Annotated in this window: 25 protein-coding genes and 1 pseudogene; 8 read left to right on the top strand and 18 right to left on the bottom strand. The window is 56.1% G+C overall.

Translation table 11 applies throughout. The features are described from left to right. The 3 genes from ACESNI_RS02095 to ACESNI_RS02085 form a co-directional block, all read left to right on the top strand. Positions 1–515 (top strand): DUF815 domain-containing protein (locus ACESNI_RS02095; RefSeq protein WP_373084531.1); only part of this gene is annotated, 515 nt, incomplete at its 5' end. 62 nt (positions 516–577) lie between these two features. Beyond that, complete coding sequence (gene tmpT, locus ACESNI_RS02090; RefSeq protein WP_373084529.1) at positions 578–1,219, top strand: thiopurine S-methyltransferase; 642 nt, start codon at positions 578–580, stop codon at positions 1,217–1,219. A 12-nt stretch (positions 1,220–1,231) separates the two neighbouring features. Beyond that, positions 1,232–1,642: a PaaI family thioesterase gene (locus ACESNI_RS02085; RefSeq protein ID WP_373084527.1), complete on the top strand. Its 411-nt coding sequence runs from the start codon at positions 1,232–1,234 to the stop codon at positions 1,640–1,642. Between the two features lie 2 nt (positions 1,643–1,644). Here ACESNI_RS02085 and ACESNI_RS02080 read toward each other — a convergent pair whose 3' ends face one another. The 7 genes and pseudogenes from ACESNI_RS02080 to tatA all read right to left on the bottom strand — a co-directional run. After that, positions 1,645–2,838, bottom strand: a complete 1,194-nt coding sequence (locus ACESNI_RS02080) for a peptidoglycan DD-metalloendopeptidase family protein (RefSeq protein ID WP_373084525.1) — start codon at positions 2,836–2,838, stop codon at positions 1,645–1,647. A gap of 105 nt (positions 2,839–2,943) precedes the next feature. Then, positions 2,944–3,588: a protein-L-isoaspartate(D-aspartate) O-methyltransferase gene (locus tag ACESNI_RS02075; protein WP_373084533.1), complete on the bottom strand. Its 645-nt coding sequence runs from the start codon at positions 3,586–3,588 to the stop codon at positions 2,944–2,946. After that, on the bottom strand, positions 3,588–4,343 hold the full coding sequence (gene surE / locus ACESNI_RS02070) for a 5'/3'-nucleotidase SurE (RefSeq protein WP_373084523.1): 756 nt from the start codon (positions 4,341–4,343) through the stop codon (positions 3,588–3,590). Before surE ends, ACESNI_RS02075 begins: the two co-directional genes overlap by 1 nt. 16 nt (positions 4,344–4,359) lie before the next feature. After that, positions 4,360–5,634, bottom strand: a complete 1,275-nt coding sequence (gene serS, locus ACESNI_RS02065) for a serine--tRNA ligase (protein WP_373084521.1) — start codon at positions 5,632–5,634, stop codon at positions 4,360–4,362. A 136-nt stretch (positions 5,635–5,770) separates the two neighbouring features. After that, positions 5,771–6,643 carry a twin-arginine translocase subunit TatC gene (locus tag ACESNI_RS02060; protein WP_373084519.1) on the bottom strand — a complete coding sequence of 291 codons (873 nt, stop codon included), beginning with the start codon at positions 6,641–6,643 and terminating at the stop codon, positions 5,771–5,773. Continuing rightward, complete coding sequence (tatB, locus tag ACESNI_RS02055; RefSeq protein ID WP_373084517.1) at positions 6,640–7,140, bottom strand: Sec-independent protein translocase protein TatB; 501 nt, start codon at positions 7,138–7,140, stop codon at positions 6,640–6,642. Before tatB ends, ACESNI_RS02060 begins: the two co-directional genes overlap by 4 nt. A gap of 143 nt (positions 7,141–7,283) precedes the next feature. Beyond that, positions 7,284–7,439, bottom strand: a pseudogene (gene tatA, locus ACESNI_RS02050) (twin-arginine translocase TatA/TatE family subunit); the annotation flags it as partial. Between the two features lie 376 nt (positions 7,440–7,815). On the opposite strand from tatA, the gene ACESNI_RS02045 reads away from it, so the two are divergent. After that, complete coding sequence (locus ACESNI_RS02045; RefSeq protein WP_373084515.1) at positions 7,816–10,851, top strand: ATP-binding protein; 3,036 nt, start codon at positions 7,816–7,818, stop codon at positions 10,849–10,851. Here ACESNI_RS02045 and scpB read toward each other — a convergent pair. The 6 genes from scpB to ACESNI_RS02015 are packed head-to-tail and all read right to left on the bottom strand — an operon-like array spanning position 10,848 to position 15,927. Further along, complete coding sequence (scpB, locus tag ACESNI_RS02040) at positions 10,848–11,456, bottom strand: SMC-Scp complex subunit ScpB (protein WP_373084513.1); 609 nt, start codon at positions 11,454–11,456, stop codon at positions 10,848–10,850. The two genes, ACESNI_RS02045 and scpB, sit on opposite strands and share 4 nt — an antisense overlap. Beyond that, positions 11,453–12,247, bottom strand: a complete 795-nt coding sequence (locus tag ACESNI_RS02035; RefSeq protein WP_373084511.1) for a ScpA family protein — start codon at positions 12,245–12,247, stop codon at positions 11,453–11,455. The genes scpB and ACESNI_RS02035 overlap by 4 nt, the downstream gene beginning before the upstream one ends. 49 nt (positions 12,248–12,296) lie before the next feature. Continuing rightward, positions 12,297–12,983 carry a site-2 protease family protein gene (locus ACESNI_RS02030; RefSeq protein WP_373084509.1) on the bottom strand — a complete coding sequence of 229 codons (687 nt, stop codon included), beginning with the start codon at positions 12,981–12,983 and terminating at the stop codon, positions 12,297–12,299. Positions 12,984–12,995: 12 nt separating this feature from the next. Beyond that, entirely contained in the window at positions 12,996–14,030 is a 1,035-nt protein-coding gene (nagZ, locus tag ACESNI_RS02025) for a beta-N-acetylhexosaminidase (protein ID WP_373084507.1), read from the bottom strand. Beyond that, complete coding sequence (locus ACESNI_RS02020; protein ID WP_373084505.1) at positions 14,017–14,901, bottom strand: SPOR domain-containing protein; 885 nt, start codon at positions 14,899–14,901, stop codon at positions 14,017–14,019. Before ACESNI_RS02020 ends, nagZ begins: the two co-directional genes overlap by 14 nt. A gap of 3 nt (positions 14,902–14,904) precedes the next feature. Continuing rightward, entirely contained in the window at positions 14,905–15,927 is a 1,023-nt protein-coding gene (locus ACESNI_RS02015) for a DALR anticodon-binding domain-containing protein (RefSeq protein ID WP_373084503.1), read from the bottom strand. A 120-nt stretch (positions 15,928–16,047) separates the two neighbouring features. On the opposite strand from ACESNI_RS02015, the gene erpA reads away from it, so the two are divergent. Further along, a complete protein-coding gene (erpA, locus tag ACESNI_RS02010) occupies positions 16,048–16,398 on the top strand; it encodes an iron-sulfur cluster insertion protein ErpA (protein ID WP_373084501.1) in 351 nt (116 codons plus the stop codon). A gap of 78 nt (positions 16,399–16,476) precedes the next feature. Next, a complete protein-coding gene (gene xth, locus ACESNI_RS02005) occupies positions 16,477–17,250 on the top strand; it encodes an exodeoxyribonuclease III (RefSeq protein WP_373084499.1) in 774 nt (257 codons plus the stop codon). A gap of 63 nt (positions 17,251–17,313) precedes the next feature. Here the strand turns inward: xth and ACESNI_RS02000 are convergent, their stop codons facing one another. Continuing rightward, positions 17,314–17,748: a hypothetical protein gene (locus ACESNI_RS02000; RefSeq protein WP_373084497.1), complete on the bottom strand. Its 435-nt coding sequence runs from the start codon at positions 17,746–17,748 to the stop codon at positions 17,314–17,316. A 176-nt stretch (positions 17,749–17,924) separates the two neighbouring features. Next, positions 17,925–19,778 (bottom strand): dihydroxy-acid dehydratase, encoded by a 1,854-nt coding sequence (gene ilvD / locus ACESNI_RS01995; protein WP_373084495.1) that lies wholly within the window; start codon positions 19,776–19,778, stop codon positions 17,925–17,927. A 223-nt stretch (positions 19,779–20,001) separates the two neighbouring features. Between ilvD and ACESNI_RS01990 the strand changes: the two genes are divergently transcribed. After that, positions 20,002–21,678 (top strand): OmpA family protein, encoded by a 1,677-nt coding sequence (locus ACESNI_RS01990; RefSeq protein ID WP_373084493.1) that lies wholly within the window; start codon positions 20,002–20,004, stop codon positions 21,676–21,678. An 88-nt stretch (positions 21,679–21,766) separates the two neighbouring features. Here ACESNI_RS01990 and ACESNI_RS01985 read toward each other — a convergent pair whose 3' ends face one another. The 3 genes from ACESNI_RS01985 to ACESNI_RS01975 form a co-directional block, all read right to left on the bottom strand. After that, complete coding sequence (locus ACESNI_RS01985; protein ID WP_373084491.1) at positions 21,767–22,465, bottom strand: VPLPA-CTERM sorting domain-containing protein; 699 nt, start codon at positions 22,463–22,465, stop codon at positions 21,767–21,769. A gap of 269 nt (positions 22,466–22,734) precedes the next feature. Next, entirely contained in the window at positions 22,735–23,142 is a 408-nt protein-coding gene (locus tag ACESNI_RS01980; RefSeq protein ID WP_373084489.1) for a hypothetical protein, read from the bottom strand. Positions 23,143–23,249: 107 nt separating this feature from the next. Then, positions 23,250–24,707 (bottom strand): amidase, encoded by a 1,458-nt coding sequence (locus ACESNI_RS01975; protein WP_373084487.1) that lies wholly within the window; start codon positions 24,705–24,707, stop codon positions 23,250–23,252. 204 nt (positions 24,708–24,911) lie between these two features. On the opposite strand from ACESNI_RS01975, the gene ACESNI_RS01970 reads away from it, so the two are divergent. After that, positions 24,912–25,497: hypothetical protein (locus ACESNI_RS01970; RefSeq protein WP_373084485.1), on the top strand; the 586-nt coding region annotated here is incomplete at its 3' end.

Here is a 25,497-nt window from a genome sequence, read left to right as displayed (position 1 = left end):
TGCTGGTCGAAATCCATCGCGAGGACATCCCGTCGCTGCCCATCCTGATGCAGCTGTTGCAGAAAACCGATCGGCGCTGTGTTCTGTTCTGCGACGATTTGTCCTTCGACAGCGACGATTCCACCTACAAGTCACTGAAGACCGTCCTCGATGGCGGGCTTGAAGGACGGCCCACCAATGTTATTTTCTACGCCACCTCGAACCGCCGCCACATGATGCGTCGCGACATGATCGAGAACGAGCGGGCCACCGCCATCATGCCATCCGAGGCAATTGAGGAAAAAGTGTCTCTCTCCGACCGCTTTGGCCTGTGGCTTGGTTTCCACAGCTGCTCCCAGGATGAGTATCTTCAAATGATTCGCGGCTATCTCGCTCACTATAATATCCCGATCAAGGAAGAGGCGTTTGTCGCCGAGGCGATCGAATGGACGCGCACGCGCGGGTCGCGCTCCGGGCGGGTGGCCTGGCAATATATCCAGGATATCGCCGGACGGACCGGAACCATGATCGACTGAACCTGTGTGTTCAGGGCCGACGCTGAACCGCAAGCCAAATACCCGTTATCAAGGAGGCAAGTATGGAAGCGAATTTCTGGCATCAAAAATGGGAAAAGAATGAAATTGGCTTTCACCAAACCAAGCCAAACGCCCTGCTGGCAAAGTATTTCGGCACCCTGTCCCTGGCAAAGGACGCCCGCGTCTTTCTTCCGCTCTGCGGCAAAACACTCGATATCGCCTGGTTCCTGTCGGAAGGGTACTGCGTTGCTGGCGCTGAATTAAGCGAAACAGCCATTAAGCAGCTGTTTACGGAGTTGGGCCTCTCCGCCAAAGTAACCGAGGCCGGGCCGCTAAAACACTATAGCGCAAAAGACATTGATATCTTTGTCGGCGATATCTTTGATCTCTCCGCTGACACTCTTGGTCCGGTCGATGCGGTCTATGACAGGGCCGCCCTGGTGGCGCTGCCAGCCGACATTCGCGGGTCCTATGTCAAACATATCGCCAAAATCACGGAAAGGGCGCCCCAGTTCCTGATCACCTTTGTCTATGACCAGAGCGTCATGGCCGGTCCGCCATTTTCCATTGAGCAAACCGATCTCGATCAATATTATGGACAGAGCCATGAGCTAACCCTGCTGGAGACTGCAAGTATAGAAGGCGGGCTGAAAGGGCGTTGTCCGGCGGATGAACTTGCCTGGCGGCTGAAACCCGCACGCTGAAAAGGAGACGTGATGACAACGAATGATCTGACGGCTTTCCTTCATGAGAAGATGCCGCTCTGCGCCACGCTTGGGATGAAGGCCGAGAAAATGGCCGTCGACGAGGTTATCCTGACGCTTGACTGGACCCCGGCGCTGTGCACCAGCGCCGGCATGCTGCACGGGGGCGTGATAATGGCGCTCGCCGATTCCGCCGGGGGTGCCGCCGCCTTCGCCAATCTGCCCGAGGGGGCGACGGGCACGTCCACCATTGAATCGAAGACGAATTTTCTCGGCGCCGTCCGCGAGGGCGAAGTTACCGCCTCGGCCCGTCCTCTGCATGTGGGCGGATCAACGATTGTGATTGAGACGGAAATTCGGAACAAAGGCAAGCTGGTCGGCAAGGTCACCCAGACGCAAACAGTGCTGCGCCCGCGCGGCTAGCTCTATTCCAGCATGGCGACAGGGTTGATCGCGCGGCCTTTTTTGCGGATCTCGAAATGTAATTGGCTCTCGCTGACATTACCCGTCGATCCCGCATAGGCGATCACCTCGCCCTTCTTGACCGCATCTCCTTTTGAGACAAGCGCCCGTTCCGTATGGCCATAGGCAGTGACATAGCCGTCGGCATGAGAGACCAGCAACAGATTACCGAAGGAACGCATCTCGTTGCCCACATAAGAGACAACACCGTTTTCTGCGGCCCGGATCGGGGTGCCTTCCTTGACCTGAATATTCACGCCATCATTATGAAATCCCGTGTTCTTCTTGCCATAACCGGAAATGACCTTGCCCTTCACCGGCCAGCCGAAGGACTTGCTGCTTCGCTTTGGCGGCTCCTTGATGCTGTATTGACGCCGCGGCACCGGCGGCACATTGAGGCTGGCGGTCTGGTAGGTCGGCTCAGTCGCCTCAGGCGCAGGCGCGGTTGTCGTCCCTGCCCCGGCATTGGTTTTCGCCGCCGGGATTGCGACTTTTTGCGGCAGTGAATTGATGATAACCGTCTTTGTAGCCTGCGAAGAGCCGGTTTGTACCGGGGCGGCAACCTGTGACGCCTCCGGCCATGAGGTCATGGACGCCGAGGCAACACGCACCTCTGCCCGGTCCTTCATGGGGATTTGCAGGGTCGCACCGGGCATCAGCGTAAAAGGCGCGTTCAGAAAATTGAAATGGGCAATCTCCGCCATATCAATGTCATAGACCCTGGAGATCGCATACAAAGTCTCTCCGGGACGCACAGAATGGCGGCGAAAGGCCGGCACTTTAAGCTGCTGGCCGGGCTGAATGAGATAGGGCGACTGCATCCGGTTCATGGCGATAACCGATTGGACCGGCACCTTGCTGCGCTCGGCCAGCCGGGAAACGGTGTCCCCGCGCCGGACCGTCACGTAATGGTAGGAAAGATCGTCATAGGTGGGCCTGAAATTGCTCGGTCCTGACGCGGCAGTGGCGGCACTGGTGACGCTGGCGGTCATAACGCGGGCCGGGGTCGTGGTAACACGCCTAGGTGTCACGGCGGCGGGCCGCGGTGTTGACACGGTTGGCCGCACAACCGGCACATTACGCGCCGTCTGCTCCGGCGGCAGGTATCTATCATAGACGCAGCCTGCCAATAGCGGAACGAGTAAGCTACTGAACAATAAGCGACTGAAAAATTTTGAACTCCACGCTATCATAGCGCCGATATTAATCATAAAGCCCGCGAATCACAACTAATTTAATCAAACACTATATCTCGTATTAAATTAACTATCACCCGCAACCCCTTGAACCATGGGCACGAATCGAACGGACAATAGTGCCTCCTTGGTGACTTCTCCGTTTCCATCCCGGCGCACCCTGAGGATATGCTGGTCCGCCGAATCCCGGCCCACCGGCAGGATCATGATGCCTTCATTGCCAAGCTGGTCGAGGAGTTCCTCGGGCACTTCCTCGGCGGCGGCGGTCACCAGAATGCGGTCAAAGGGCGCCTGTTCCGGCCAGCCCTTGTGCCCGTCACCGATTTTGGTGGTAATATTGGTGATCTTAAGGGCCTTGAACTGCTCCTCCGCCGCTTGTAGCAGGTTGCGGTAGCGCTCGATCGAATAAACCCGGCGGCACAGGCGCGCAAGGATGGCCGTCTGATAGCCGGACCCCGTTCCGATCTCCAGCACCTTGCGGCGCTTGTCGAGATTGAGCAGTTGGGTCATATAGGCGACGACATAGGGCTGGCTGATGGTCTGGCCGCTGGCAATGGGAAGCGCGATATTCTCATAGGCGCGATCCTTGAAGGTCTTCGGCACGAACACATCGCGCGGGACCCGCTCGATCGCGGACAGAACATCGGTATTGCTGATACCCTGGCGCCGGAGCTCCATAATCAGGCGGATTTTCTGGGCCGGGTTATCGATCACTCAAACGCCTTCTTAACCTTGTCCGCAAGCGCCAGCTCTGTGAGGTCGAGCTTAAGCGGCGTAATGGAGACCCTTTTATTGGCAATGGCCCATAGATCCGTGCCTTCCGGCGGATCGCCGAGCGAAGGCCGGTATCCAAGCCAGAAATATTGCCGGCCGCGCGCATCGACACGATCATCGATGGAAAGATTGGAGAGATCCCGCTTACCCTGTTGCGTGACGTCAATACCCTCGACCTGCACTTTCGGGACAGCGGGAAAATTGATATTGATCAATACATCCGGTCCCCATTCAAATTTGAGCAGCTTGCGAATGATATCGGGAGCGAGTGTTTCCGCCGTATCCCAATGAAAATCCTCATCCGGAACGATGGACTGGCTGAGCGCGATAGAGCGAACGCCGAGCAGACATCCCTCGCTCGCCGCCGCAACCGTTCCGGAATAAAGCACATCCTCCCCCAAATTGGCGCCCCGGTTGACGCCGGAGAGGATCAGGTCGGGCAGCGCGTCCTTGAAAAGGTAATTCATCGCCATCATCACGCAATCCGTCGGCGTTCCTTCAACGGAATATTCCTTGTCGCCAAATTTGTTGATGCGGATAGGATCATGCAAGGTGAGAGAGCGCGAGGCACCGCTCTGTTCCTTCTCCGGGGCCACCACATAGATATCATCGGAAAGCTTGGCGGCGATGCGCCTCAGCGTTGCCATTCCCGGCGCAGTGAAACCGTCATCATTCGTGAGTAGAATTCGCAAAATACTGTTCCTTTTTTTATTTGGCCCGAATTTCCGTCACGCCGCCCATATAGGGGACGAGAACGTCCGGTATTTTGATGGACCCGTCCGCCTGCTGGTAATTTTCCATCACCGCAATCAGGGTGCGCCCGACGGCAAGCCCGGAGCCGTTCAGGGTATGAACGAAATGGTTGCCCTTTTCGCCCTCCGGCCGGTAGCGCGCCTTCATCCGGCGCGCCTGGAAATCCCCGCAGATGGAACAGCTTGAAATCTCCCGGTAGCTGTTCTGTCCGGGCAGCCAGACCTCAAGATCATAGGTCTTGCGGGCACCAAATCCCGTATCGCCGCTGCACAGCAGAACAACGCGGTAGGCAAGACCCAGCCGTTTCAGGATATCCTCGGCGCAGGCTGTCATCCGGTCATGTTCGGCCTCAGACTGTTGGGGTGTGGTGATCGACACCATCTCCACTTTCGCGAACTGGTGCTGGCGCAGCATGCCCGCCGTATCCTTGCCCGCCGATCCCGCCTCGGAGCGAAAACAGAGCGTATGTGCGGTAAAGCGCATCGGTAGCGCGCTTTCCTCAAGGATGCTCTCGCGCACCAGATTGGTCAACGGCACCTCTGCCGTCGGGATCAGATATTGCTCCTCGCCGGTCTTGTATAAATCTTCCTCAAATTTCGGCAGCTGGCCGGTACCGAACAGGCTGGCGCCCCGCACCATCACCGGCGGCGAAACTTCGAGATAGCCTTTCTCCAGCGTATGGACATCGATCATGAAGGCCGCAAGCGCCCGCTCCAGCCGCGCGATTCCACCGCTGGTAACAACAAACCGCGAGCCGGAAAGCGTCGCCGCCGTCTCGAAATCCATCAGACCAAGGGCGTCGCCAAGCTCATAATGCTCCTTCGGCGTGAAATCGAAACTCGGGATGTCGCCAACCAACCGGAGCTCGACATTCTCATCTTCCGTCGCACCGTCCGGCACTTCGTCGCTGAGAATATTGGGAAGCACGGCGAGCGCGGCGTCGAGGTCTGCCTGCAACGTCCGCTCTGTTGCCTCAAGGTTCTGCGCGCCGGATTTAAGCTCGGCCATTTCGCGGATCAGGGCATCAGCATTTTCCCCCGACGACTTCGCCTTGCCGATCTCTTTTGCGGCGGCATTGCGGCGTGCCTGAAGATCCTGCAGGTCCGTCTGGATTTTGCGCCGCTCGGCGTCAAGCGCCAGCAGGCGTGTCGAAACCGGCTCGGCATTTCTCCGCGCCAGCGCCGCATCCAGAGCGTCGGGGTTTTCCCTGATCCATTTTAAATCGAGCATCGCGACATCATTTCAGTTCGTAAGCGAGTGGAATTAACGTTGTATAAGCGCGCGAACGTCCGACGTCCAGAGGGCTTTCCTGTGACAGAGGAATTTATCTCGAAATTGCCGGAGAAAGAGGCCCCTTCCCGCGAGGCTAGCTGGCATCTTCCTCGGCTTCGCGGGCGGCGCGCTTTTTCTCGACCATCCGTACGCTGACGATTGACATGGCGTAGAGAATGATGATCGGCACCGCGAGGGTCACCTGGCTGAGCGGGTCCGGCGGCGTGAGAATGGCGGCGACGATAAAGGCAAAGACCACCGCATATTTGAACTTGGCCTTGAGCCCGGCGGAGGATACGATCCCGACCCGCCCGAGCAGCGTGAGCAGCACCGGCAGTTGAAAGCACAGCCCAAAGGCAAAGATCAGCTTCATCGACAGGCTGAGATATTCGCTGACCCGGGTTTCCGACTGGATCGGTAGCCTCATCGGCTCCGCCGGGGTCGGTAGATAAGCGATAAGCTTCGGGTATTCATGGACGATCGCCGTAAAGGCCCGCGAATACATTGTCGCATCCCCGGCGCTTTCAAAGCTCAGCAGGAATTTCCAGGCGAGCGGCATGACGATTTCGTAGGCGAGCGCGCCGCCCAAGAAAAACAGGACCGGGGTGATGATGAGGAACGGCAGAAACGCCTTCTTTTCATTCTTGTAGAGGCCGGGGGCGACGAACATCCAGATTTGCCCGGCAATAATCGGGAAAGAGATGAACATGGCGGTGAAAAAAGCAATCCGGATATAGGTGAAAAAGGCTTCGTGAAGACCGGTGAAAATCATCCGCCGTCCTTCTACCCTGTCCCCCAAGGCAGCAACCAAAGGCTTGACCAAAAACGCAAACAGGTCCTCAGATACCAGATAGCACAGGATAAAGGCGATCAGCAGGGCAATGGCGGAATAGACGAGCCGGTTGCGGAACTCGATCAAATGTTCCATCAGTGGCGCTTTGTTATCGTCGACCCCGGTTTCGTTCACGATGCTTTTGTTTCCGGCTTGCGGTCGATCTCGGCCGTTTTAACGCCGCCAATCTTGTTTTCCGGGCTCGCCGGCGCCGGCGCATCCGCGTTGGGTTCCGGCAGCGCCTCAGCAGTTTTTTTGGTAGTATCCCCGGCAGTGTCCCCGGCGGTTTTTCCTTCAGGCTCCGAATAATTGTTGCTGCTGATCCGGGGGTCTCTGATTTCCGGCTTTATGTCGTTGAACATATTACTGAAACTTCCCGTCGGATCCACCGCATCCTCAACCTGCTTTTTAACGTTGAAATCGGTGTTCTTCTGGAGGTCCTTCTTGATATCGTCAAGCTCGGTCTCGCGGGCGAGATCGTTAAGGCCGGACTGGAAATCCCGCGCCATGGCCCGCGCCTTGCGGACATATTTCCCGACCGTCGAGATTGCTCGCGGTAAGTCCTTGGGGCCGATCACCAACACCGCGATGATGACCACGAACATCATTTCCGACCAGCCAATATCAAACATGGCTTACCACTCGATCACAATTGAAGGGTTTCACGATTTCGACGGCAAAATGGCGCTCAGCCTTGGGCCGCCTTGTCTTTCTTCTCTGCCGTCCCGTCGTTGCTGACAGAGGATTCCAGCACGTCGGCCTTGCCGTCCTTGCTCTCGGCGGCTTCCGCCTTATCGTCGTCATTCATTCCCTTTTTGAAGTTTTTGATGCCTGCGGCCAGATCTCCGGCAACGCGGGGCAGCTTTCCTGCTCCAAAAATGATGAGCACGATGACAAGGATCAAAATAATCTGCCACGGACCAATACTCATTATCTCAGCTCCTGTTCTCGCTTGGAGAATATAATTTTTAAAATTACTGTCCCGGAACCCTGTGGCTGTTTTCCAGCCTGCTTTTTTGCATCCCCGACAGCCTTCATAGGCTCTATATAACGGTCTATAGGCGTTTATACGAGATTTTATTTCAGTTTGATACGGGTAATGTCGATATTTTCTGAATTCGAAAACGGCTAAAACCCGGGTCGCTAAAGTATATTTTACGCATAGAGAAGAGGTTGGGCACAGGAAGGGCGCCATTTTACGCCCGCGCCCTGTCTTGTAGACTATTTGTTAACCCTATCCATTTACGCTACGTAATTATTCAATTTTTTTATACATTTTGCGGAACGCATCCGAGAAAATTTTTTATATGCTAGCTAAGTCCATAATTGCAGGTTTTCTGTGGGTAATCCTCGTTTATTCTGGCGGTCTCGCGTCAGGTTCAGCGGCAGAGGCGCAGCAACTCCCCCTCCTCACCGGGGACGAAAAAGTCTGGCTAAAAGCACATCCAACAATAACTGTCGGACCGGACCCCAATTTTGCGCCAATTGAATATTTTGATGATAAAGGAGAATTCAAGGGGATCGCCGCCGATTACCTACGCCTGCTTGAAAGCAAACTCGGGATAAAATTCGACGTCAGGCATCTGGAAAACTGGAAAAGCTCAATTTCCAAGGCAGAGAACAAGGAAATCGATGTCTGGAGCGCCGCCGTCAAAACGACCCAGCGCGCGGAGTACATGCATTTTAGCCCCCCGTACCTGAAAGTTCCGGCAGTTATTCTAGTGCGTGTCGACACCACGCGTGAAAATCTGACCCTTGACGATCTTCAAGGGATGCGCATCGCCGTTGTCGATGGGTATGCAGTCGAGGATTATATCGTCAATACCCAACCGGAGTTGCCGCTCATCAAGGTTGCAGACGTAAAAACGGGATTACAGAAACTCTCTTTCGGGCAGGTCGATGCCTTTATTGGCAATATTGCCACTGCCGCGAGCTATGCGGAATCCGCAGGCATCGGGAATATTCGCGTTGCCGGCAATTCAGGCTATTTTTACCAATGGTCGCTGGCATCCCGCAAGGACTGGCCACAATTGCAGTCCATCCTCACGAAAGGCCTCAATGCCATTACCGAAGGCGAAGCGCAGGAAATACAACAAAAATGGATCAGCCTTGGCACCCAAAGCCCACAGTGGACAGCCGAATTCATATTCGAGTTGCTGACATTCATTTTTGTCCTGATTGTTGTCGGCATGTTGATCTGGACACGGTCCTTGCGAAAAATTGTCAGTGCCAAGACGGAAATATTGCAACAGGAACTCCGGGCGCGCCGGGAAGTTGAAGAAGAGCTTCAACAGCAGAAAAAACTGCTGGATGAAGTCGGCGCGCTTGCCATCATCGGCGGATGGGAGATCGAGCTGGCAACAAATGATCTCCGGTGGAGCGATACAACCTATCAAATTCACGAGGTGACGAAAGATTTTGTCCCGGACGTTAATACCGCGATCGATTTTTATGCACCGGAATCGCGGGAAATTATTCAGACGGCCTTTGATAAAGCCATTACCAAAGGAGAAGGCTGGGACCTCGAACTTGCAATCATTTCAGCAACTGGCACTCGCAAATGGGTCCGCGCGAGCGGGCAATGCGAGATGAAAGATGGCAAGGTCGTCCGCCTGTACGGCACCTTCCAGGATATCACCATTCGCCGTGAGGTGAGCCATGAGTTGCAGCGCAGTAAGGAAGAACTGGCGAAGCAACTGCTGGAGCTGGAGCAGTCGCATAAACAGCTTGAAGGACAGGCTCAGGCACTTGCCGATCTGGCAGAGGAACAGAACAGCCTGCGCGCCAAGGCAGAGCTCGGCGAAAGAAGTAAATCCGACTTTCTGGCGACCATGAGCCACGAGATAAGAACCCCGATGACAGGGATTCTTGGTATGACGGATCTGCTGCTGTTGGACAGCCTGACGCCAGAGCAGGAAAAGCGCGCGCGGACAATAAAAAGCTCCGGTGAGATTTTGCTGACTATTTTAAATGACATTCTCGACCAGTCAAAGCTGGATGCAGGAAAATTTGAGCTCAGCAATGTTGACATCCACCTGTCGGATCTCATCCGGAACACCCTCGAGCTAGTGGAAGACAAGGCCGAAAGCAAGGGGCTGTCGCTTGAATATGTCCCGGCCGCGGATTTACCACTGGCGGTAAACATCGATTCAGTCCGACTGCGCCAGATCCTCACTAATCTGATCACCAATGCTATTAAATTTACCGAAACGGGAACAATTTCCCTGCATCTCAAGCCGACGGGAACAGCAGGAACGCAGGATAAGCTGCGTTTTGAGGTAACTGACAGCGGCATCGGCATCTCGCGGGAGCATCAGGGCCGGCTTTTCAATCGTTTTGAGCAGGCCGACGCGTCAACGGTCCGAACCTATGGTGGATCCGGGCTTGGCCTGTCGATCTGCAAGCAACTCGTGGAGCTGATGGGCGGCGATATCGGCGTTGAGAGTGAACTTGGTGAAGGCAGTAAATTCTGGTTCACCCTGCCCTTGCGGCTGGCGACCAAAAATCCCATCCCCGAGCATTCATCTTCAGGATCCACCACCGACGCCGACGCTACTCACCACGCCCTTAAAATCCTGGTTGCGGAAGATAATACGGTCAACCAGGCCCTGATAACCGCCATGCTGGAACAAGCCGGCCATACTACCGAGATCGTCGATAACGGCAAAAAGGCAGTACAGGCCGCTTTGGAAGAAGACTTTGACCTTGTTCTGATGGATGTCCGCATGCCGGTCATGGACGGGACGGAGGCAACGACGGAAATCCGCTTGAGCGGCAAGGCTAACGCCAATATTCCGATAATCGCGCTGACGGCCGATATCTCCAAAGGTCATTTGCCACGCTATTTTGAAGTTGGCATGAACGCCGTTGAAACGAAACCCATTGAGTTGCAGCAACTGCTCAAAACAATCCAGTCGGTCATGAATGCGGCGCAGAGCACTGAAACCGACCTTGAAAATATAGCTCTGGTGCCGACCATAGCAAAAACGGCCATCGGCGATGATGAGAAGCTGTCGGAATTGAGCGGGCTCCTGAACACCGATGCCATGTCCGAGCTTCTGGTCAGCGCCGCGCAATCGCTGACCACCAACGTCGATGCCATAAAGAAAAGCCTAATTGCGAAAAACGGCAAGGAAATACATGCTGCCGCCCATACCATCCGTGGCATGAGCAGTTCCATGTGCGCCATCCGCCTGCCGGAGACGGCCGCCCTGATTGAACGTCATTCGAATGAGCCGGAAAAGGTCGAGGCCCTGATGGCGGAGTTTGAGGCGACGGCGGAGGAGACAATCATCTGGTGGCAACATGCCGGGACGCAAGAGCCACGGCGAAATACGGCCTAAGCCTCTTCTTCCTCGGGGTCGATGAGTTCCTCATCGTCCGCATCCGGGCGGGCCAACTGACTGAAAATCCCCGACGGCTCGGTGCTCAGCAGCCCCGCCGCCTTCATTTCCTCAAATCCGGGCAAATCCTTGATATCGTCAAGGCCGAAATGGATCAGAAATTCTTCCGTGATCCCGTAGGTTACCGGCCGTCCCGGTGTCCGGCGGCGTCCGCGCGGGCGGATCCAGCCCGCGTCGAACAGGACATCCATGGTCCCGCGGCTAAGGCCGACCCCCCTGATTTCCTCGATTTCAGCGCGGGTGGCGGGCTGGTGGTAGGCGATGATCGCAAGGGTTTCCAGTGCCGCCCGGCTCAACCGGCGGGTAACCTCCCGCTCCTCTTCCAGCATCCAGGATAAATCCGACGCAGTCAGTAACAGCCATTTCCCGGCAATACGGGTGAGATTGACACCCCGGTGCCGGTACTGGTTTTCCAGTGTTTCCAGAATGGCGCGAAGATCGGCCCCCTCAGGCAGGCGGGCCTGCAAGGTTGCCTCGTCAAGTGGCTCACTGGCGGCGAACAGCAGCGCCTCCGCCATGCGGATATGTTCGGGATCAACACTCATTTCCCGGGCTTTCCTCTTTTCACTTCGATGGGACCAAAAGTCCTTGACTGACGAATTTCCAGCTGTCCCTCCTTGGCCATTTGCAGGCTGGCAAGCAGCGTTGAGGCCTGGGCCGAGCGCTGTCGAAACGGGTCCGTCAGGTTTTCGGGCAGATAGGCCATCAGGTCCGTCCATTCGGGCAGACTCCCCAGCATTCGCTCAAGTCGTTCCATCGCCGCCTCGACGGAATAGACCGCGTCGCGCATCAGCCGGAGCGGGTTGGTAATCCCCTTGCGTTCCTTCTGGTCAACATAAGCCTGCAACAATTCGCGCAGGCTGCATTCATATTTTGAATGACGGGTAATATGGACGCCTTCCGGACGCCCGCGCCGCAGTTGATCGCGGCCGACGATAATGCCGTTCATGAGCTTTTCCGAGGCGGCGCGCATTGCCTCCAGTTTCTTGAGCTGGAAAGCGAGACGGTCGGCGAGTTCTTCCCCGCTCGGTCCGTCATCCTCGACGGCGGGCAGCAATAGCCGTGACTTGAGATAGGCGAGCCAGGCCGCCATCACCAGGTAATCCGCAGCAACTTCAAGGCGGAGGTGGTGCGCCTTCTCGATGAAATTCAGATACTGGTCGGCAAGCTCCAGAATGGAAATCTTGAGGAGATCGACTTTTTGATCGCGGGCCAGCACCAGCAGCACGTCAAGCGGCCCTTCGTAGCCGTCAAGATCAACCATGAGGGCACTAGTCGGCAGCGCGATGACATCTGGATTTTTCTCGGCCGCGCTGTCGAAAGATCCCTTATCCACGGCGCCCGGCCCCATATGATGTTGTCTCAAAAACCAGCATCGCTAAAGGTTACTTCAGACCTGCCATAATGGCAATCAGATTGACCACCGAACTGATCGGCCCCGCCATCAACCATTGGAACGGATCGAACGCCCAACCGAACTCGCGGGCAATCATCGGCAGCAGGAAAATCACGCCGATAAGAACAAGAATTCCATACCGCTCCATGCGCGCGAGCGGGCGGGCAAGCGCGTCCGGCAGGATGCCCACGGCAACCCGTCCGCCATCCAGCGGCGGCAGCGGCAACAGGTTGAACACCGCAAGAACGACATTGAGGACAATCCCGTTCAGCAGGGTCGCCTGAAACCACGGCGCGGCGACGGCAGGCACAAGCGGTCCGAGATGAAAGCAAAGAGCAAAAACAAAGGCCAGCAGGAAGTTCATGCCGGGGCCCGCGAGCGCCACCCAAATCATGTCCCGGCGCGGATTACCCAAGGCACGGAAATTGACTGGCACCGGCTTGGCGTAGCCGAACAGGAACGGTGCCTGCGCCAGCAGCAGGACGCCGGGAATGAGGACCGTTCCCACCGGGTCGATATGCTTGAGCGGATTAAACGTCACGCGGCCCAACCGTTTTGCCGTATCATCGCCGAGTTTCCACGCCACGAAGCCGTGCGCCGCCTCATGCAGGGTAATTGCCAGCAATGCCGGAATGATCCAGACGGAAATGCTGTAAATAATACCGGATACATCCATGGGAGCTGTCCTTTAAGTGGTCGCCAGCAGGCGATCGAGCGCGGCGCGGTCGGCGGCAGGATCGAGCGGCGCGGAGCCAAGCGCAAAAACCGGGGCGCTCCGCTCAATCCGGGCTAGCGCCTCCGGCGACAGCGGCGGACAGGCAACGGCGACATTCTGCATTTCCGTCATTTTGCCCGAGCAATGCAGGACGATATCGACACCGGCGGTCAGCGCTGTTTCCGCCCGGAACGCCAGGCTACCCGAAAGTGCCTCCATGTTCAGGTCATCAGTCAGCAGCAGGCCGTCAAAGCCGATCTCACCGCGGATAATCTCGTCAATAACGGTCTTCGACTGTGTCGCTGGAAATTTAGGGTCAAGCATCTCAAAAATGATATGGCTGGTCATGCCCCAGGGCAGCAGGGAAAGCGCCTTGAACGGCGCAAAATCACTGTCCGTCAGGTCCTTGCGTGACGTGGTGACGCAAGGCAGTTCATGGTGACTGTCCACTGTCGCCCGCCCGTGACCGGGCATATGCTTGATAACCGGCATAATGCCAAGGGATAGAAACTCCCGGGCGACGATGCCGCCCAGCAGGGAAATCACCTTCGGGTCATCGGAAAAGGCGCGGTCGCCAATGGCGGCCACCGTCTCCGGCAATCGCAGATCGAGGCAGGGCGTACAATTGACAGTGATCCCGCAGGCCCGAAGGTCGGCGGCGATCAGCCGTGAGGACAGACGCAGGGCTTCACTCGCAAGATCAGGATCGCTGGCGTAAAGGTCACCAAAAAAGGCAAAGGGCTTTGCTTCGAACCAGTGGGGTTCCCGCAAGCGCTGTACCCGTCCGCCTTCCTGATCGATGAGAACCGGGACATCGGGGCGCCCGGTGACATCGCGCAGAGCCGCGATCAAGCGCTTTACCTGACCCGGTTTCTCGACATTGCGGGCAAACAGAATAAAGCCGTAGGGCTGGGTTTTTGCAAAAAACTTCTTTTCCGCCGCCGTCAGCTTTGTACCCTCAACCCCGAAAATAACCGACTTGCACCCCTTGATATCACCCGCTGACAACGAGACAATCCTGCTTCTGTGCTTTCAGCTTTTCGCAGAGGCTGGTGGCGCTGCCGCGACTGTCATAGGCCCCCGCCTGTAACCTGTGATAGGTCCCTTTTCCTTTGACATCAAAATCCTGCACCCGATAGCTCATGTCAGACAGCAGCGATTTATATTTCGATTGCAGCATCGACCATTGCTTTTCCGCCGCATCGGCCGTGCTGAAGGAGCCGAGCTGAACACGGAATTTCGTGCCGCCGGACGTCGCCGGGGCCGGTTTTGCCGCTGCCGTTTCAGACTTGGGCTCAGGCTTGGGCTCCGGGGCTACAGATTTGGGCTCAGGAGCGGCAACCGTCGGCCTGTCTTCGACCACCTGCTTGTCGGTGACCGGCGGCAGGGCTGCCGTCTCGCTCTTGTCCGTCGCTGTATTACCGTCTGCCGGTGCGTCCAGCGGTTTTGCAATCAGGGATTCCGGTTTACCGGTCGCTAATGTGTCCGCGCCCTCGCCGGACGTCCCCTCCGTCACCGGAGTTTCCTCAGACGCCGTATCGGTTACCGCCTCTTCCGGGGGCTGCATCAGCTTTTCAACCTTGTCAGGGGCCTCGCCCGAATTCAGGACACCGAAAACCCGCTTGTCCTGGTTGGGAATATCCATGCCGCCCGGATCCTCGGGCTTTTCCTTGACCGGCGCGGTATCGGCGCTGATGATCGGCGGGGCCAGTTGCACACCCTTTTTGACGCCCTGGTCATAGGCGTACCAGATCCCGATCCCGAAACCGCCGACAATAAGCACCGCCAGAATGGCGCCAATCCATTTTCTCCGGCTCAATCCCGGCACTTCGTCGCCATCATAATAATCGTCATCGGAAAAATCATCGTCGCCAGCCACTACTCAAACTCCTTTTAAATTCTGAACACCCAGGATTTTCAATCCGGCGCTCAATACTGTCTCAACAGCCGCGAAAAGACATATCCGCGACTGCCCTGCCCCCGCTTCCGTCAGGTAACCCGACGAGACCGGATGCGTTTTTTCCGCGAGCGCGAAAAATAACAGGCACACCTCCTGCAGAAACGCGGCGAAATAAAAAGCCTCTGTCTTCTCAAGGGCCCGATCCACGGCAATCGGCCAACCGCACAGCGATTTTGCCAGTTTTACCTCAATCGGCAGTGTGAGAACAGGCATTTCCACCGCTATTTCCCCGTTATTTCCAGTTTCCGCCGCTCGCCCCAGACAGCGCCTGACCTGCGCCAGCGCATAAGGGAGGCAAAAAACAGGGTTATTATAAGATTTGTCTATGGCTAAAATAGGGCTGAAAGCGGCTACGAACCCCACCGGGTTGGCGAGCAGCGCAAAACGGGTCCGGCTCTCGTTGCATTTGGCAATCGCCGCCGCCAGCGGAAATCCTTCCGCCGGACGTGGAGGCAAGGTTTCCTCTACCACAGAGCCGCCACTTAACCGCGCGAGGATGCCCAGTACCGCCGCCGCCGCGGCCGCCCGCGCAGAGGCAAGATCATTGACAGTCGCCGGAATTTTCACGTGAATTTCACGCCCCCCCGCCCCCTCGAGACCGAATTTTTCCTGCTCGCGGCAGATAACGGGCAAGGAGGATTGCCAGAATTTCGGCGCATAGGTGATATTGATATAGCCGTTTGAGGCAAGCGTGACCCCGGATACGCCATCAAGCGCCCGAAATGCCGCTAAAAATGGCACCGCGGGCTCATCAAATGATATATATTTGTTTGATTTCAGTAAGATAGCGGCATTTGTGCAAAGATCGGCCCGCCCCTCCGGTTTGGGGGGACGGAGAAAAATCGACGCCGCAACCCGCGCGCGGGCGGCCTCATCGGCAAATTCAACCCCTTCCAGGGCCGTTTCAAGGGCCTTTCGGGCCTGCAACAGGTAGCTCACTGACATCGATTAAATAAACTTTCGCCGCCACAAATTGACAAACAGCATTGGGATTAATACATATTTGAGTATATAGTCTCTATAACGAAGGCAAATGTTCTTTGTTTTTTAAAGGATAAGGCTCTCATGTCTACCCATGACACAATTGATCCGCCCGTAAAACTGTCGTCCTCTGCCGCCGACCGGATTAAAGATATTGTCACGCAGATGAATTCCGACAAGAAAATGCTGCGTGTCGCGGTAAATGGCGGCGGCTGCTCGGGTTTTCAATATAGCTTCGATCTTGAGGACACCCAGAACCCGGACGATGTGGCGGTTATGAACAACGGCGCAACGCTGCTGGTTGATCAGATTTCCCTGCTCTATCTTGCCGGGTCGGAAATTGATTATGTCAATGACCTGATCGGTGCGTCCTTCCAGATCAAGAACCCGAACGCGACGGCCTCCTGTTCCTGCGGATCGTCTTTTGCCGTTTGATCGGCGACGCAAAAATGCTACAAAAAAGGCCCGGATCAGTTCCGGGCTTTTTTATTGCGACCGCCGGGAGATGCCGAGATGAAAATAGCCAGCTGGAACGTCAATTCCGTCAAGGCGAGACTGCCCCGGCTCACCGATTACCTGAAAGCCGAAGCGCCGGACGTTCTGTGCCTGCAGGAGCTGAAAGTCATTGACGAGGCCTTCCCGCGCGACGAGATCGAGGAGCTTGGCTATAATATCGAGACCCATGGCCAGAAAACCTACAACGGCGTCGCCCTCCTCTCCAAATACCCGATCGAGGATGTCGTCCGCGGGCTTCCCGGCGATGATAGCGATGTGCAGGCCCGCTATATCGAGGCGACCATCAATAACATCCGTGTAGCCTCCCTCTATCTGCCCAACGGCAATCCGGTGGACAGCGAGAAATACCCCTACAAGCTCGCCTGGATGGCGCGACTGATCAATCATGCACGGGGCCTGCTCAGCTATGAGGAGCCGACGGTGCTCGCCGGGGACTATAATGTCATTCCGCAGGACGAGGATTGCTACGATCCCAAGGCGTGGGAGGGCGATGCGTTGACCCTGCCGCAAAGCCGCAATCACTTCCGCCAGCTTCTGAATATGGGCTATACGGACGGCTACCGCGCCGTCACGCCCGAGGTCGATTATACTTACTGGGATTATCAGCGCGGAGCCTGGCAAAAGGATAACGGCATCCGCATCGACCACCTGCTGCTGTCCCCGCAGGCCACCGACCTGCTTGAGACTGCCGGCATCGATAAGGGCCCCCGCGGCCAGGAACGTCCCTCCGATCATACGCCGATCTGGGTCGAGCTTGCGAACAACGACTAAAAATTATGAAAGCAAAGCCACTGTTTCACCTGTTTGCGCCATCCTGCTACTGATGGATGTTCATCAGTAGTAAAGCCTCGCTGGCGGTCCCGCCAGAGAGAGGTGTTTATGCTTCATGTCAGGTTCATATTTCATTTTTGTTGTTACGCAGGTCGCTATTGCCCCCTCAAGGCTCTCTTGCGGCGGAAGAAAACTGCTGGAGACGACCTTGGTACCATCGAGCACAAAATATGCGTTTTTAAGCCATTCCGCTGTCAGGTCTTCTTCCATTCCAGAAGACTCAATATAGAAGCCGCAAATTCCGATCTGGCTGCCTTGTTTTCCCCATTTCAGATATATGTCCGTTGTCTTTCCCTGATAGGTCCCGCTCCATTGCAGGGGCAGCTTCTGAAATTGTTGATCGTATGAGCGGTAAGTGACCGGCCCGACGACACCATATGTCGCGCAGGCCGTAAGTGAGGCAGCAAGGCCGAGCGCCACCAGCAAAGAACAACGCATAATTTCCCCCTCAATAATCATATCGACGCGTATAGCTATTTTCTATTTCTAGCATTTAAACTCCGCGCAATAAAATGAGTCAAGCGATTATAGAGGTAACCTGAAATTGTATTAGGCATTAACCATAAAAAAAGCCCGCCAGTTTGCGTGGCGGGCTTTTCGGAAGTCGGGGGTGATCAACGTTTGAGCTGATCGACATCACGCACGGCGCCGCGTGCCGCACTGGTGGTAAGGGCGGCGTAAGCGCGGAGCGCGGTGGAGACTTTGCGCGGACGCGGGGCGGTTGGATGCCAGGCATCGGCCCCCTTTGCCTCCATTTTCGCGCGGCGGGCGGCAAGGTCCTCATCCGAGATCTTGAGGTTGATGGTCCGGTTCGGGATATCAATCTCGATGATGTCGTTCTCCTCAACCAGGGCAATGGCGCCGCCTTCTGCGGCCTCCGGCGAGACATGGCCGATGGAAAGACCGGAGGTCCCGCCCGAGAAACGCCCGTCCGTCAGCAGCGCACAGGCCTTGCCGAGGCCCTTCGATTTCAGGTAGGACGTCGGATAGAGCATTTCCTGCATACCGGGGCCACCCTTGGGTCCCTCATACTGGATAACAACCACGTCACCGGCGGCGACCTTATTGCCGAGAATGCCCTCGACCGCCGTATCCTGGCTTTCAAAAATCCGGGCGGGCCCGGAGAATACAAGGCTGTTTTCATCGACACCGGCAGTCTTGACGATACAACCATCAAGCGCAATATTGCCATAGAGAACCGCGAGTCCACCATCCTGTGAATAGGCGTTTTCCTTGGAGCGGATACAGCCGTTTATCCGGTCGGTATCGAGGCTGGGGTAGCGTTTTGACTGGCTGAAGGCTTCCGTCGTCCGAACACCGCCCGGCCCGGCCCGATAAAATTCCTGCACCGTGTTGCTGCGGCTTTTCACCACGTCCCAAAGATCAATCGCTTCTGCCATCGACGGTGAATGAACCGTCGGCACCTGATCATGCAAGAGACCGGCGCGGGATAGTTCGCCCAGCAGGGCCATGATCCCGCCCGCCCGGTGAACATCCTCCATATGGTAGGTCTGAATACTCGGCGCGACCTTGCAGAGGTTCGGGACCCCGCGGCTCAGACGGTCGATGTCCGGCATCGTAAAGTCGATCTCCCCTTCCTGCGCAGCCGCAAGAAGATGAAGCACCGTATTGGTCGAGCCGCCCATGGCGATATCCAGCGTCATGGCATTTTCGAATGCGTCAAAGTTCGCAATTTCGCGCGGCAGCAGTCCCGGCTCATCCATTTCGTAATGGCGGCGGGTGATATCGACGATGGTGCGCGCAGCATCAAGGAACAACTGCTTGCGGTCCGCATGGGTTGCCAGCATGGTGCCATTGCCGGGTAGTGCAAGGCCAAGCGCCTCGGTCAGGCAATTCATCGAGTTGGCGGTGAACATGCCCGAACAGGACCCGCAGGTCGGACAGGCCGAGCGTTCCACTTCCTCAACCTGCGCATCCGAGACGGTCGGGTCCGCCGCCTGAACCATGGCATCCACCAGATCGAGGCCAATTTCCTTGCCATCAGCCATGCCCTTGCCGGCCTCCATCGGGCCGCCGGAGACAAAGACCACCGGGATATTCAGTCGCATCGCCGCCATCAGCATGCCGGGGGTGATCTTGTCGCAGTTGGAAATGCAGACGAGCGCGTCGGCGCAATGGCCATTGACCATATATTCCACGGAATCAGCGATAACCTCACGCGACGGCAGGCTGTAGAGCATGCCGTCATGGCCCATGGCAATACCGTCATCAACGGCGATTGTGTTGAATTCCTTCGCGATCCCGCCGCATTTCTCGATCTCGCGCGCGACCATCTGGCCGAGATCCTTCAGATGCACATGGCCCGGCACGAACTGGGTGAAGGAATTGGAAATCGCAATAATCGGCTTGCCGAAATCACCGTCTCCCATGCCGGTCGCGCGCCATAGCGCCCGGGCGCCGGCCATATTGCGTCCATGAGTCGTGGTTCTCGATTTATACTGGGGCATAGCGCTCTCTCTTCTTCTCGGACACCGACGATACAGGAATTTGGGGCCGGCACATGTTCTCCCTTCCTAGTTAATACGATCCGGGCCGGAGAACAAGCATAAGCCCGGCACCCAATCCCTTTTACGGTAATTTTTTCGCCAAAAAACTACTTTTACTTGTATAAAAAATATAATTTACTATCTCTAATTTTACCCTGTGATCTGTCAGACAAGAGGCCAAGACATGCAATGCGAAGGAATAACCCAAGCGGGCCACCGGTGCCGCAACAAGGCGCTGGAATATGAAATTTTCTGCGAGATCCATATGCGGGTCAATCGCACCTTTAATCTTGCCCTTCTGGTACCGTTCCTGACGACGTTGCTGCTGTGCTATTTTTTTCTGTTCGGGCTGTATTTCGAGACGCTCATCTACGGTATTTTTGACCTTAACTACCTGAAATATGCGGGACTGGCGGATTTCTTCATCACCATGTTCCGCAACGGCGGGATGTTGATCATCGTCATCTTCAAGATCTGGGCGATCTATTCCGCGGCCATCGCCGTGATATTCGGTGTCTGGCTGCTGGTACATATGATCATCCTGACCTCCCACAAGCACCTGAAATTTGCCTTTCGCATGAAGATCATCGGCCTCAGCATGGGTATCTTCATTCTCAATTTCCTGCATATGTTCCTGGTCCTGATACCAAAGCGGCACCTAGACCGCCCGTCGCAACTCCTGATCGGACGGGAGCATCTGGTGCGCAGCCTGGAATGGCACAAAAGTGCGATGACGCCGGTGATCGGCCGGGATCCGCGGCAAATTGCGGCCGTCTATTATCACCGCTTTGTTGCCATCGCCACCTTCAACAATCACCGGTTTTTCATTACTCTTCTCATCCTTACCCTCACCGCCTCCGCCTCCGTCCTCTATGCCGGGCATGAGGCGCGGAAAATGCGGGCCTGCATCATCGACATCGCCGATGAAAAGATCGCTGTTCCGCCCGTGGACACAGCAAAACTGTATCCCGGACTCAATATCACCACGCTTTGCGAAGATGGCACGGATACCACGCATGAAAACATCAGCCTGATCCGCAAATTCTCAAAAACCCTGCGCGGATTTTTTGACTTTCCCGTCGTGCTGCTAAAAAAGGGGCAAACGACGACACCGTTGCTGTATCTCGGCTCCACAAGCCGGTTTGAGATGTTTTTTAACGGGGCCACCCGCCTGCCCTTCACCGTGTCCACGCAGAATCTCGGACCGCTGTTCGCAGAGCCATCGGCAGAGGACATGGCCCGCCAGACGGAACTTCTCGCAAAACTCGGGACGCTGCAAACGCTGGCACTCAAAAACAGCACCGATATCGAAACCCTCGGGAAAAAGGCGGCGGCGGGACAGGCGGTCGATACCCACAATCTGGAAAGAAAACTTGGCGCGCTGGCAAAAAGCGCTGCGACCTCCGGCCGAAACTTGCAAGACCTCCGCCTTGGCCTCGATCGCGTTACCACCGCCTTGCAGGAAGTGGAAATCGATCACACCCGGCGCATCGTCGAGACCATCCCGGCCTATTGTTGGGACATCGCACCGCATCTTGTCATTGAATTCGATGTTGGCTCGACCGCTGTCACCGATGCCGAAACCACCGCCTTGATCCGCCGGCTCGCGGAGGTCTATCGGGAGGCCGGGAGTCATTTCATCGTTATTTCCGGGCATTCTGACCCGAGCGGACCAGTTTTCGACAATTACCGCCTGTCACGCGAGCGCGCGGCGGCGGTCATGGCAGAGATGATCGGGGCCGGTCTCGCCAAATCCGATGTCTATATGATTGGGCGCGGCGAGGACAGCAGCACCACCCTGCCCCGGCGCCGCGCTGAAATTCGCGACTGCACCCTGCGTCCGGAGGAGGCGACAAAGTAAAGTCTGGCCTTGCAATATGCCAAAGGAAAAGGCGGCGCCCCGGGGAGCGCCGCCTTTTTACAGACTGTTTATATGTCTTTACAGGTATTTACGCAGCAGCGGCAGCGGCTTTCCGCTTGCGACGCCATCCCATAAAGCCCATCGCAGCAAGACCGGCGCCATAAAGCGGCAGGGCTGCTGGCAGCGGAACTGCAGAAATCCGGACGTCATCCAAGTATCCGCCATATGTGTCTTCTGTCCCCTTGGCCCAGAAGTTCACAGCGATATTTGTGAGCGTATCAAGATTAAATCTAAAGCTGAAAACCTGCCATTCGTCCGAACGGACACCAGTGACGTCGGTGTTCAGAATATCGCTATCCGGATCGTCGGTCATATTGACAAGGCTATAGCCGATGCCATTGGTTCCGATGTCTTCCGTCCGGCCCAGATAGGCAAAGGAGAATTCATATAGGCCTGGGCCTAGAACAAGAGACTGGGTCATGCCGGAGTTGCTGTTGTTGGACGCGCCGCCAGTACCGGAAAGATTATGGCTGTCGAGTTCGATTTTCTGGTTACCTTCATAGGCAGTAGATCCACCGATATCGCCGCTCTGCACTTCAATACCGCGACCGGTCGTCCGTGACCAACCGGGAATATTAGTGAAAACATCCCAGCCCGACCCGCCGAGACCAACATTGTCCTCAAATCCGCCGTTGGTTACATGATTGACGCCAATTGCCGCAGCGGGCGAAATCATGATCGCGGAGAGGGCAGCAGCGGCCATCGTAATTTTGATGCTTTTAATCATCGTGCGCTCCATTAAATTTTGTAAAATTGTTATTGTCAATACTTGGTAATTTTTAGGACTTCCGAACTATATGGAGACATTAATCTAAAATTTTAGATAAATACATAAATATAAATTTATATCCTTAGATTCTTCCTGGAAAACCGAATATCGTGGTATCAATGCAACATTAACCTTGATCATTAAGCAAGAGACAGTCGATAAGGTTAATAAATTGCAGGATTTTTAAGAAGAGATCGCAACAGACGCACCGGTAATACCGGTTAATTTTACTGTCCGGGATCGTCTATCAGCTTTTCGGAGCGGATAGGAGACGCGATCGCGAAACGGCGCATTGATCTGTCCGCGCCCACAGCGTAGGGATCCTCAAGCTCATTACAGTTTTCCGCGCTCATTTCACCAAAGCTATGGGACACATTGCCGTAGCTATGCCCGACCGGCTGGAACCCGCGGCTGACCAGCGAATGGTAATGCCAGGCGTTATAGACAAAGATGAAAACCGGGGCCGACAGGCCGAAAGTCGCAAAATTCACCAGCGTCATGCCGATGAACCCGAGGGTGTGCCGACGATAGAGCGCGGGTATGGGCCCGAAAAACAGGCAGGTCCAGGAAATACCTGTATACCCGATTGCCCGTTTTCGCGTCATTGGCTGGATCATCGGTATGGCGTAGGCCATTGTCGTCCCTCCTGAACAGATAGCTCTATCCCTAGAGGTAGCAGAACTTCGTAAACAAAGGCTTGCGAAGTGCGTCCAAATTTACGCGGTATTTACTGATCAATACGTCAGACGCTGTAATTGGGCGGCGGCGAGAATTTCACCCCGGCCTCCTCTATCAACTGGCAGAGCCGGAGCGCTGTCCGGTCCTCGCCATAAGCGGCAATCGCCTGCAAACCCACGGGCAGCCCCGCCGGGGTCAGGCCGATCGGCACGACTGTCGACGGCAGGTCGACCATGTTAGAGTAACCGGCCCAGAACATCTGCTCGGTACTTGATTGCAGGGTGCCGTTGATGTCGATCATCCGGTCCTGCCGCTCCCCCTGCTGATTTTGGGGAAACGCGGGTCCGGCCGCGGCGGGACAAATCAGGATATCCCAGTCCGTGAAGAAGGCGGCCCATTTCCGCGCCATCAGGTGCCGTTCGTTATTAAACCGCAGCCAGTCCTTGTGCGAGAGGGTTACGGCGCGCGCCATCAGGGTGAGATAGCTTTTATCATCCGGATCGCTGGTGGCGGCGATTTTACGGAACCGTGCCAGCATGTCCTCGGACAGCGCGCCGGAGGTCGCCGCGCGCAGCAGCATGATGTAAGTCTCATAGGCCTCGGCGATCCCGATATCAGGCCGGGCCTCGCGGCTGACGCGGGCGCCCGCCGCCTCCAGCGTATCACCAATGGCATTCAGCGCTGCCTGATAATCGTTATCGACGTCGAAGCCGGGCGCCGAGGTCATCACGGCGACGCGGAAATCCTCAATCCGCCGATGCCGCGCGGGCTTCAGGTTAAGCTTCCACGCGGCGTTTTGTGGCGTCCCTGCCCCCGCCATGATATCGAGAGCGATTTCAAGATCATAGGCCGAGCGCGCGAGCGGGCCGAGCACGGCGATATCATTGTCGGCGACGATTCCGGGCGGCTTCTGGCCATGGGCGGGGATAATGCCGTAGGTCGGCTTATGACCGCAGACACCGCAATAATGCGCTGGATTGCGGATCGAGGCGCCGATGTCGGAGCCGGTCTCGATGCCCGTGAGCCCCGCCGCCAGCGCCGCCGCCGAGCCGCCGGAGGAGCCGCCCGGGGTCCGGCCCATATCCCAGGGATTGTTAGTGGTACCATAAATATCATTGAAGCTCTGCCAGTCTGCGAGCATGAAGGGCACGTTGGTCTTGCCGAAAATATTGGCCCCGGCATCCAGTAACCGCTGGACGCTCAGCGCAGTTTCGTCGGGGAAATGATCCTTCCACGCCGGATTGCCCCAGGTCGAGGGGCTGCCAACGAGGTTATAGGATTCCTTGATCGTCATTGGCACACCATGAAGCGGACCCAGCCGTTCACCCCGCACCCGCGCCGCATCTGCATCGCGCGCCCGCGCCCGCGCCGCCGTCTCGTCCATCCAGATCACGGCGTTAAGCTCGCCGTTATATTTGGCAATGCGCGCAAGATAATGATCGAGCAGTTCTTCCGCGCCGATCTCCCCGCGCGCGATCATCGCTGCCTGCTGCTGGGCAGAGGCAAAATGTATGACTGTCATCTTGGGGTCCTTCCCTGTTCGGAACCGGTTTGCGCCCGGTTTCTCGTTGAAAGTTATGGCGGGATAAGTCTAGAGCGAATTTGCCTTCGGGCTCAATCAAAAATTGGCGCTTGAGCTTGCTGTAAAAAATCCGTTATATGCTTCTATCGGCATAAAGGTTCACCTGCCGGTATTTTCAGAGACCCATTAAAGGATCGCGATCTTATGACCGGCTCCCCCCTACGGCTTCGCCAGTCGATTATTGTGTTGGCCGTTTGTTACTCAGTGGCGCTGCTTTTGGGGATATCCGATCTCACCGGGCTCTATGACGTCATATGGTCGGATCTCGATACGCTAATATTCCGGAGCCTGAACGACATGGCGACACCGGACGCGGCGATCAGCCAGTTCTGGGCCATGACGAACAGCAAGACATTTGATCACGGTGTCTTTGTCATGATGCTAGGCATCGTCATCTATCTGGTGATGTCGACAAAGCGGGAAGACCGGATAGAGGCGACGGCAAAGGTTGGGGCGATCATTTTTCTCATCCTGATCGCCCTCCTGATCTCTAAAAAGATTATCGGTGATGACTTCTATCACCCGAGCCCGGCTTACCTGCTTGAACCCTATAATAATGTGAATGACTTTATTTCGGGCTATACGGTGAAAACCGCGACTGATAACTCTTTTCCCGGCGACCATGCGATGACCAGCGCCCTGTTCGCGGGCGGCATAATCCTGCTGTTCCGCCGGCCCTATGTCGCGACCTTAAGTGTTCTCTTGATGATTTTCGTCAGCCTGCCGCGTC

Source organism: Sneathiella sp. (assembly GCF_041689005.1).
Lineage (GTDB): Bacteria > Pseudomonadota > Alphaproteobacteria > Sneathiellales > Sneathiellaceae > Sneathiella.
Note: the sequence above shows the minus strand (reverse complement) of the source record. Positions and strands in the feature narration are given on the sequence as shown.

Excerpts from the sequence above, each read along its gene's own strand:
- tmpT (WP_373084529.1), top strand. The coding sequence starts at position 578 with ATGGAAGCGAATTTCTGGCATCAAAAATGGGAAAAGAATGAAATTGGC.
- ACESNI_RS02085 (WP_373084527.1), top strand. The coding sequence starts at position 1,232 with ATGACAACGAATGATCTGACGGCTTTCCTTCATGAGAAGATGCCGCTC.
- serS (WP_373084521.1), bottom strand. The coding sequence starts at position 5,634 with ATGCTCGATTTAAAATGGATCAGGGAAAACCCCGACGCTCTGGATGCG.
- tatB (WP_373084517.1), bottom strand. The coding sequence starts at position 7,140 with ATGTTTGATATTGGCTGGTCGGAAATGATGTTCGTGGTCATCATCGCG.
- ACESNI_RS02045 (WP_373084515.1), top strand. The coding sequence starts at position 7,816 with ATGCTAGCTAAGTCCATAATTGCAGGTTTTCTGTGGGTAATCCTCGTT.
- scpB (WP_373084513.1), bottom strand. The coding sequence starts at position 11,456 with ATGAGTGTTGATCCCGAACATATCCGCATGGCGGAGGCGCTGCTGTTC.
- ACESNI_RS02030 (WP_373084509.1), bottom strand. The coding sequence starts at position 12,983 with ATGGATGTATCCGGTATTATTTACAGCATTTCCGTCTGGATCATTCCG.
- ACESNI_RS02015 (WP_373084503.1), bottom strand. The coding sequence starts at position 15,927 with ATGTCAGTGAGCTACCTGTTGCAGGCCCGAAAGGCCCTTGAAACGGCC.
- erpA (WP_373084501.1), top strand. The coding sequence starts at position 16,048 with ATGTCTACCCATGACACAATTGATCCGCCCGTAAAACTGTCGTCCTCT.
- xth (WP_373084499.1), top strand. The coding sequence starts at position 16,477 with ATGAAAATAGCCAGCTGGAACGTCAATTCCGTCAAGGCGAGACTGCCC.
- ACESNI_RS02000 (WP_373084497.1), bottom strand. The coding sequence starts at position 17,748 with ATGCGTTGTTCTTTGCTGGTGGCGCTCGGCCTTGCTGCCTCACTTACG.
- ilvD (WP_373084495.1), bottom strand. The coding sequence starts at position 19,778 with ATGCCCCAGTATAAATCGAGAACCACGACTCATGGACGCAATATGGCC.
- ACESNI_RS01990 (WP_373084493.1), top strand. The coding sequence starts at position 20,002 with ATGCAATGCGAAGGAATAACCCAAGCGGGCCACCGGTGCCGCAACAAG.
- ACESNI_RS01985 (WP_373084491.1), bottom strand. The coding sequence starts at position 22,465 with ATGATTAAAAGCATCAAAATTACGATGGCCGCTGCTGCCCTCTCCGCG.
- ACESNI_RS01980 (WP_373084489.1), bottom strand. The coding sequence starts at position 23,142 with ATGGCCTACGCCATACCGATGATCCAGCCAATGACGCGAAAACGGGCA.
- ACESNI_RS01975 (WP_373084487.1), bottom strand. The coding sequence starts at position 24,707 with ATGACAGTCATACATTTTGCCTCTGCCCAGCAGCAGGCAGCGATGATC.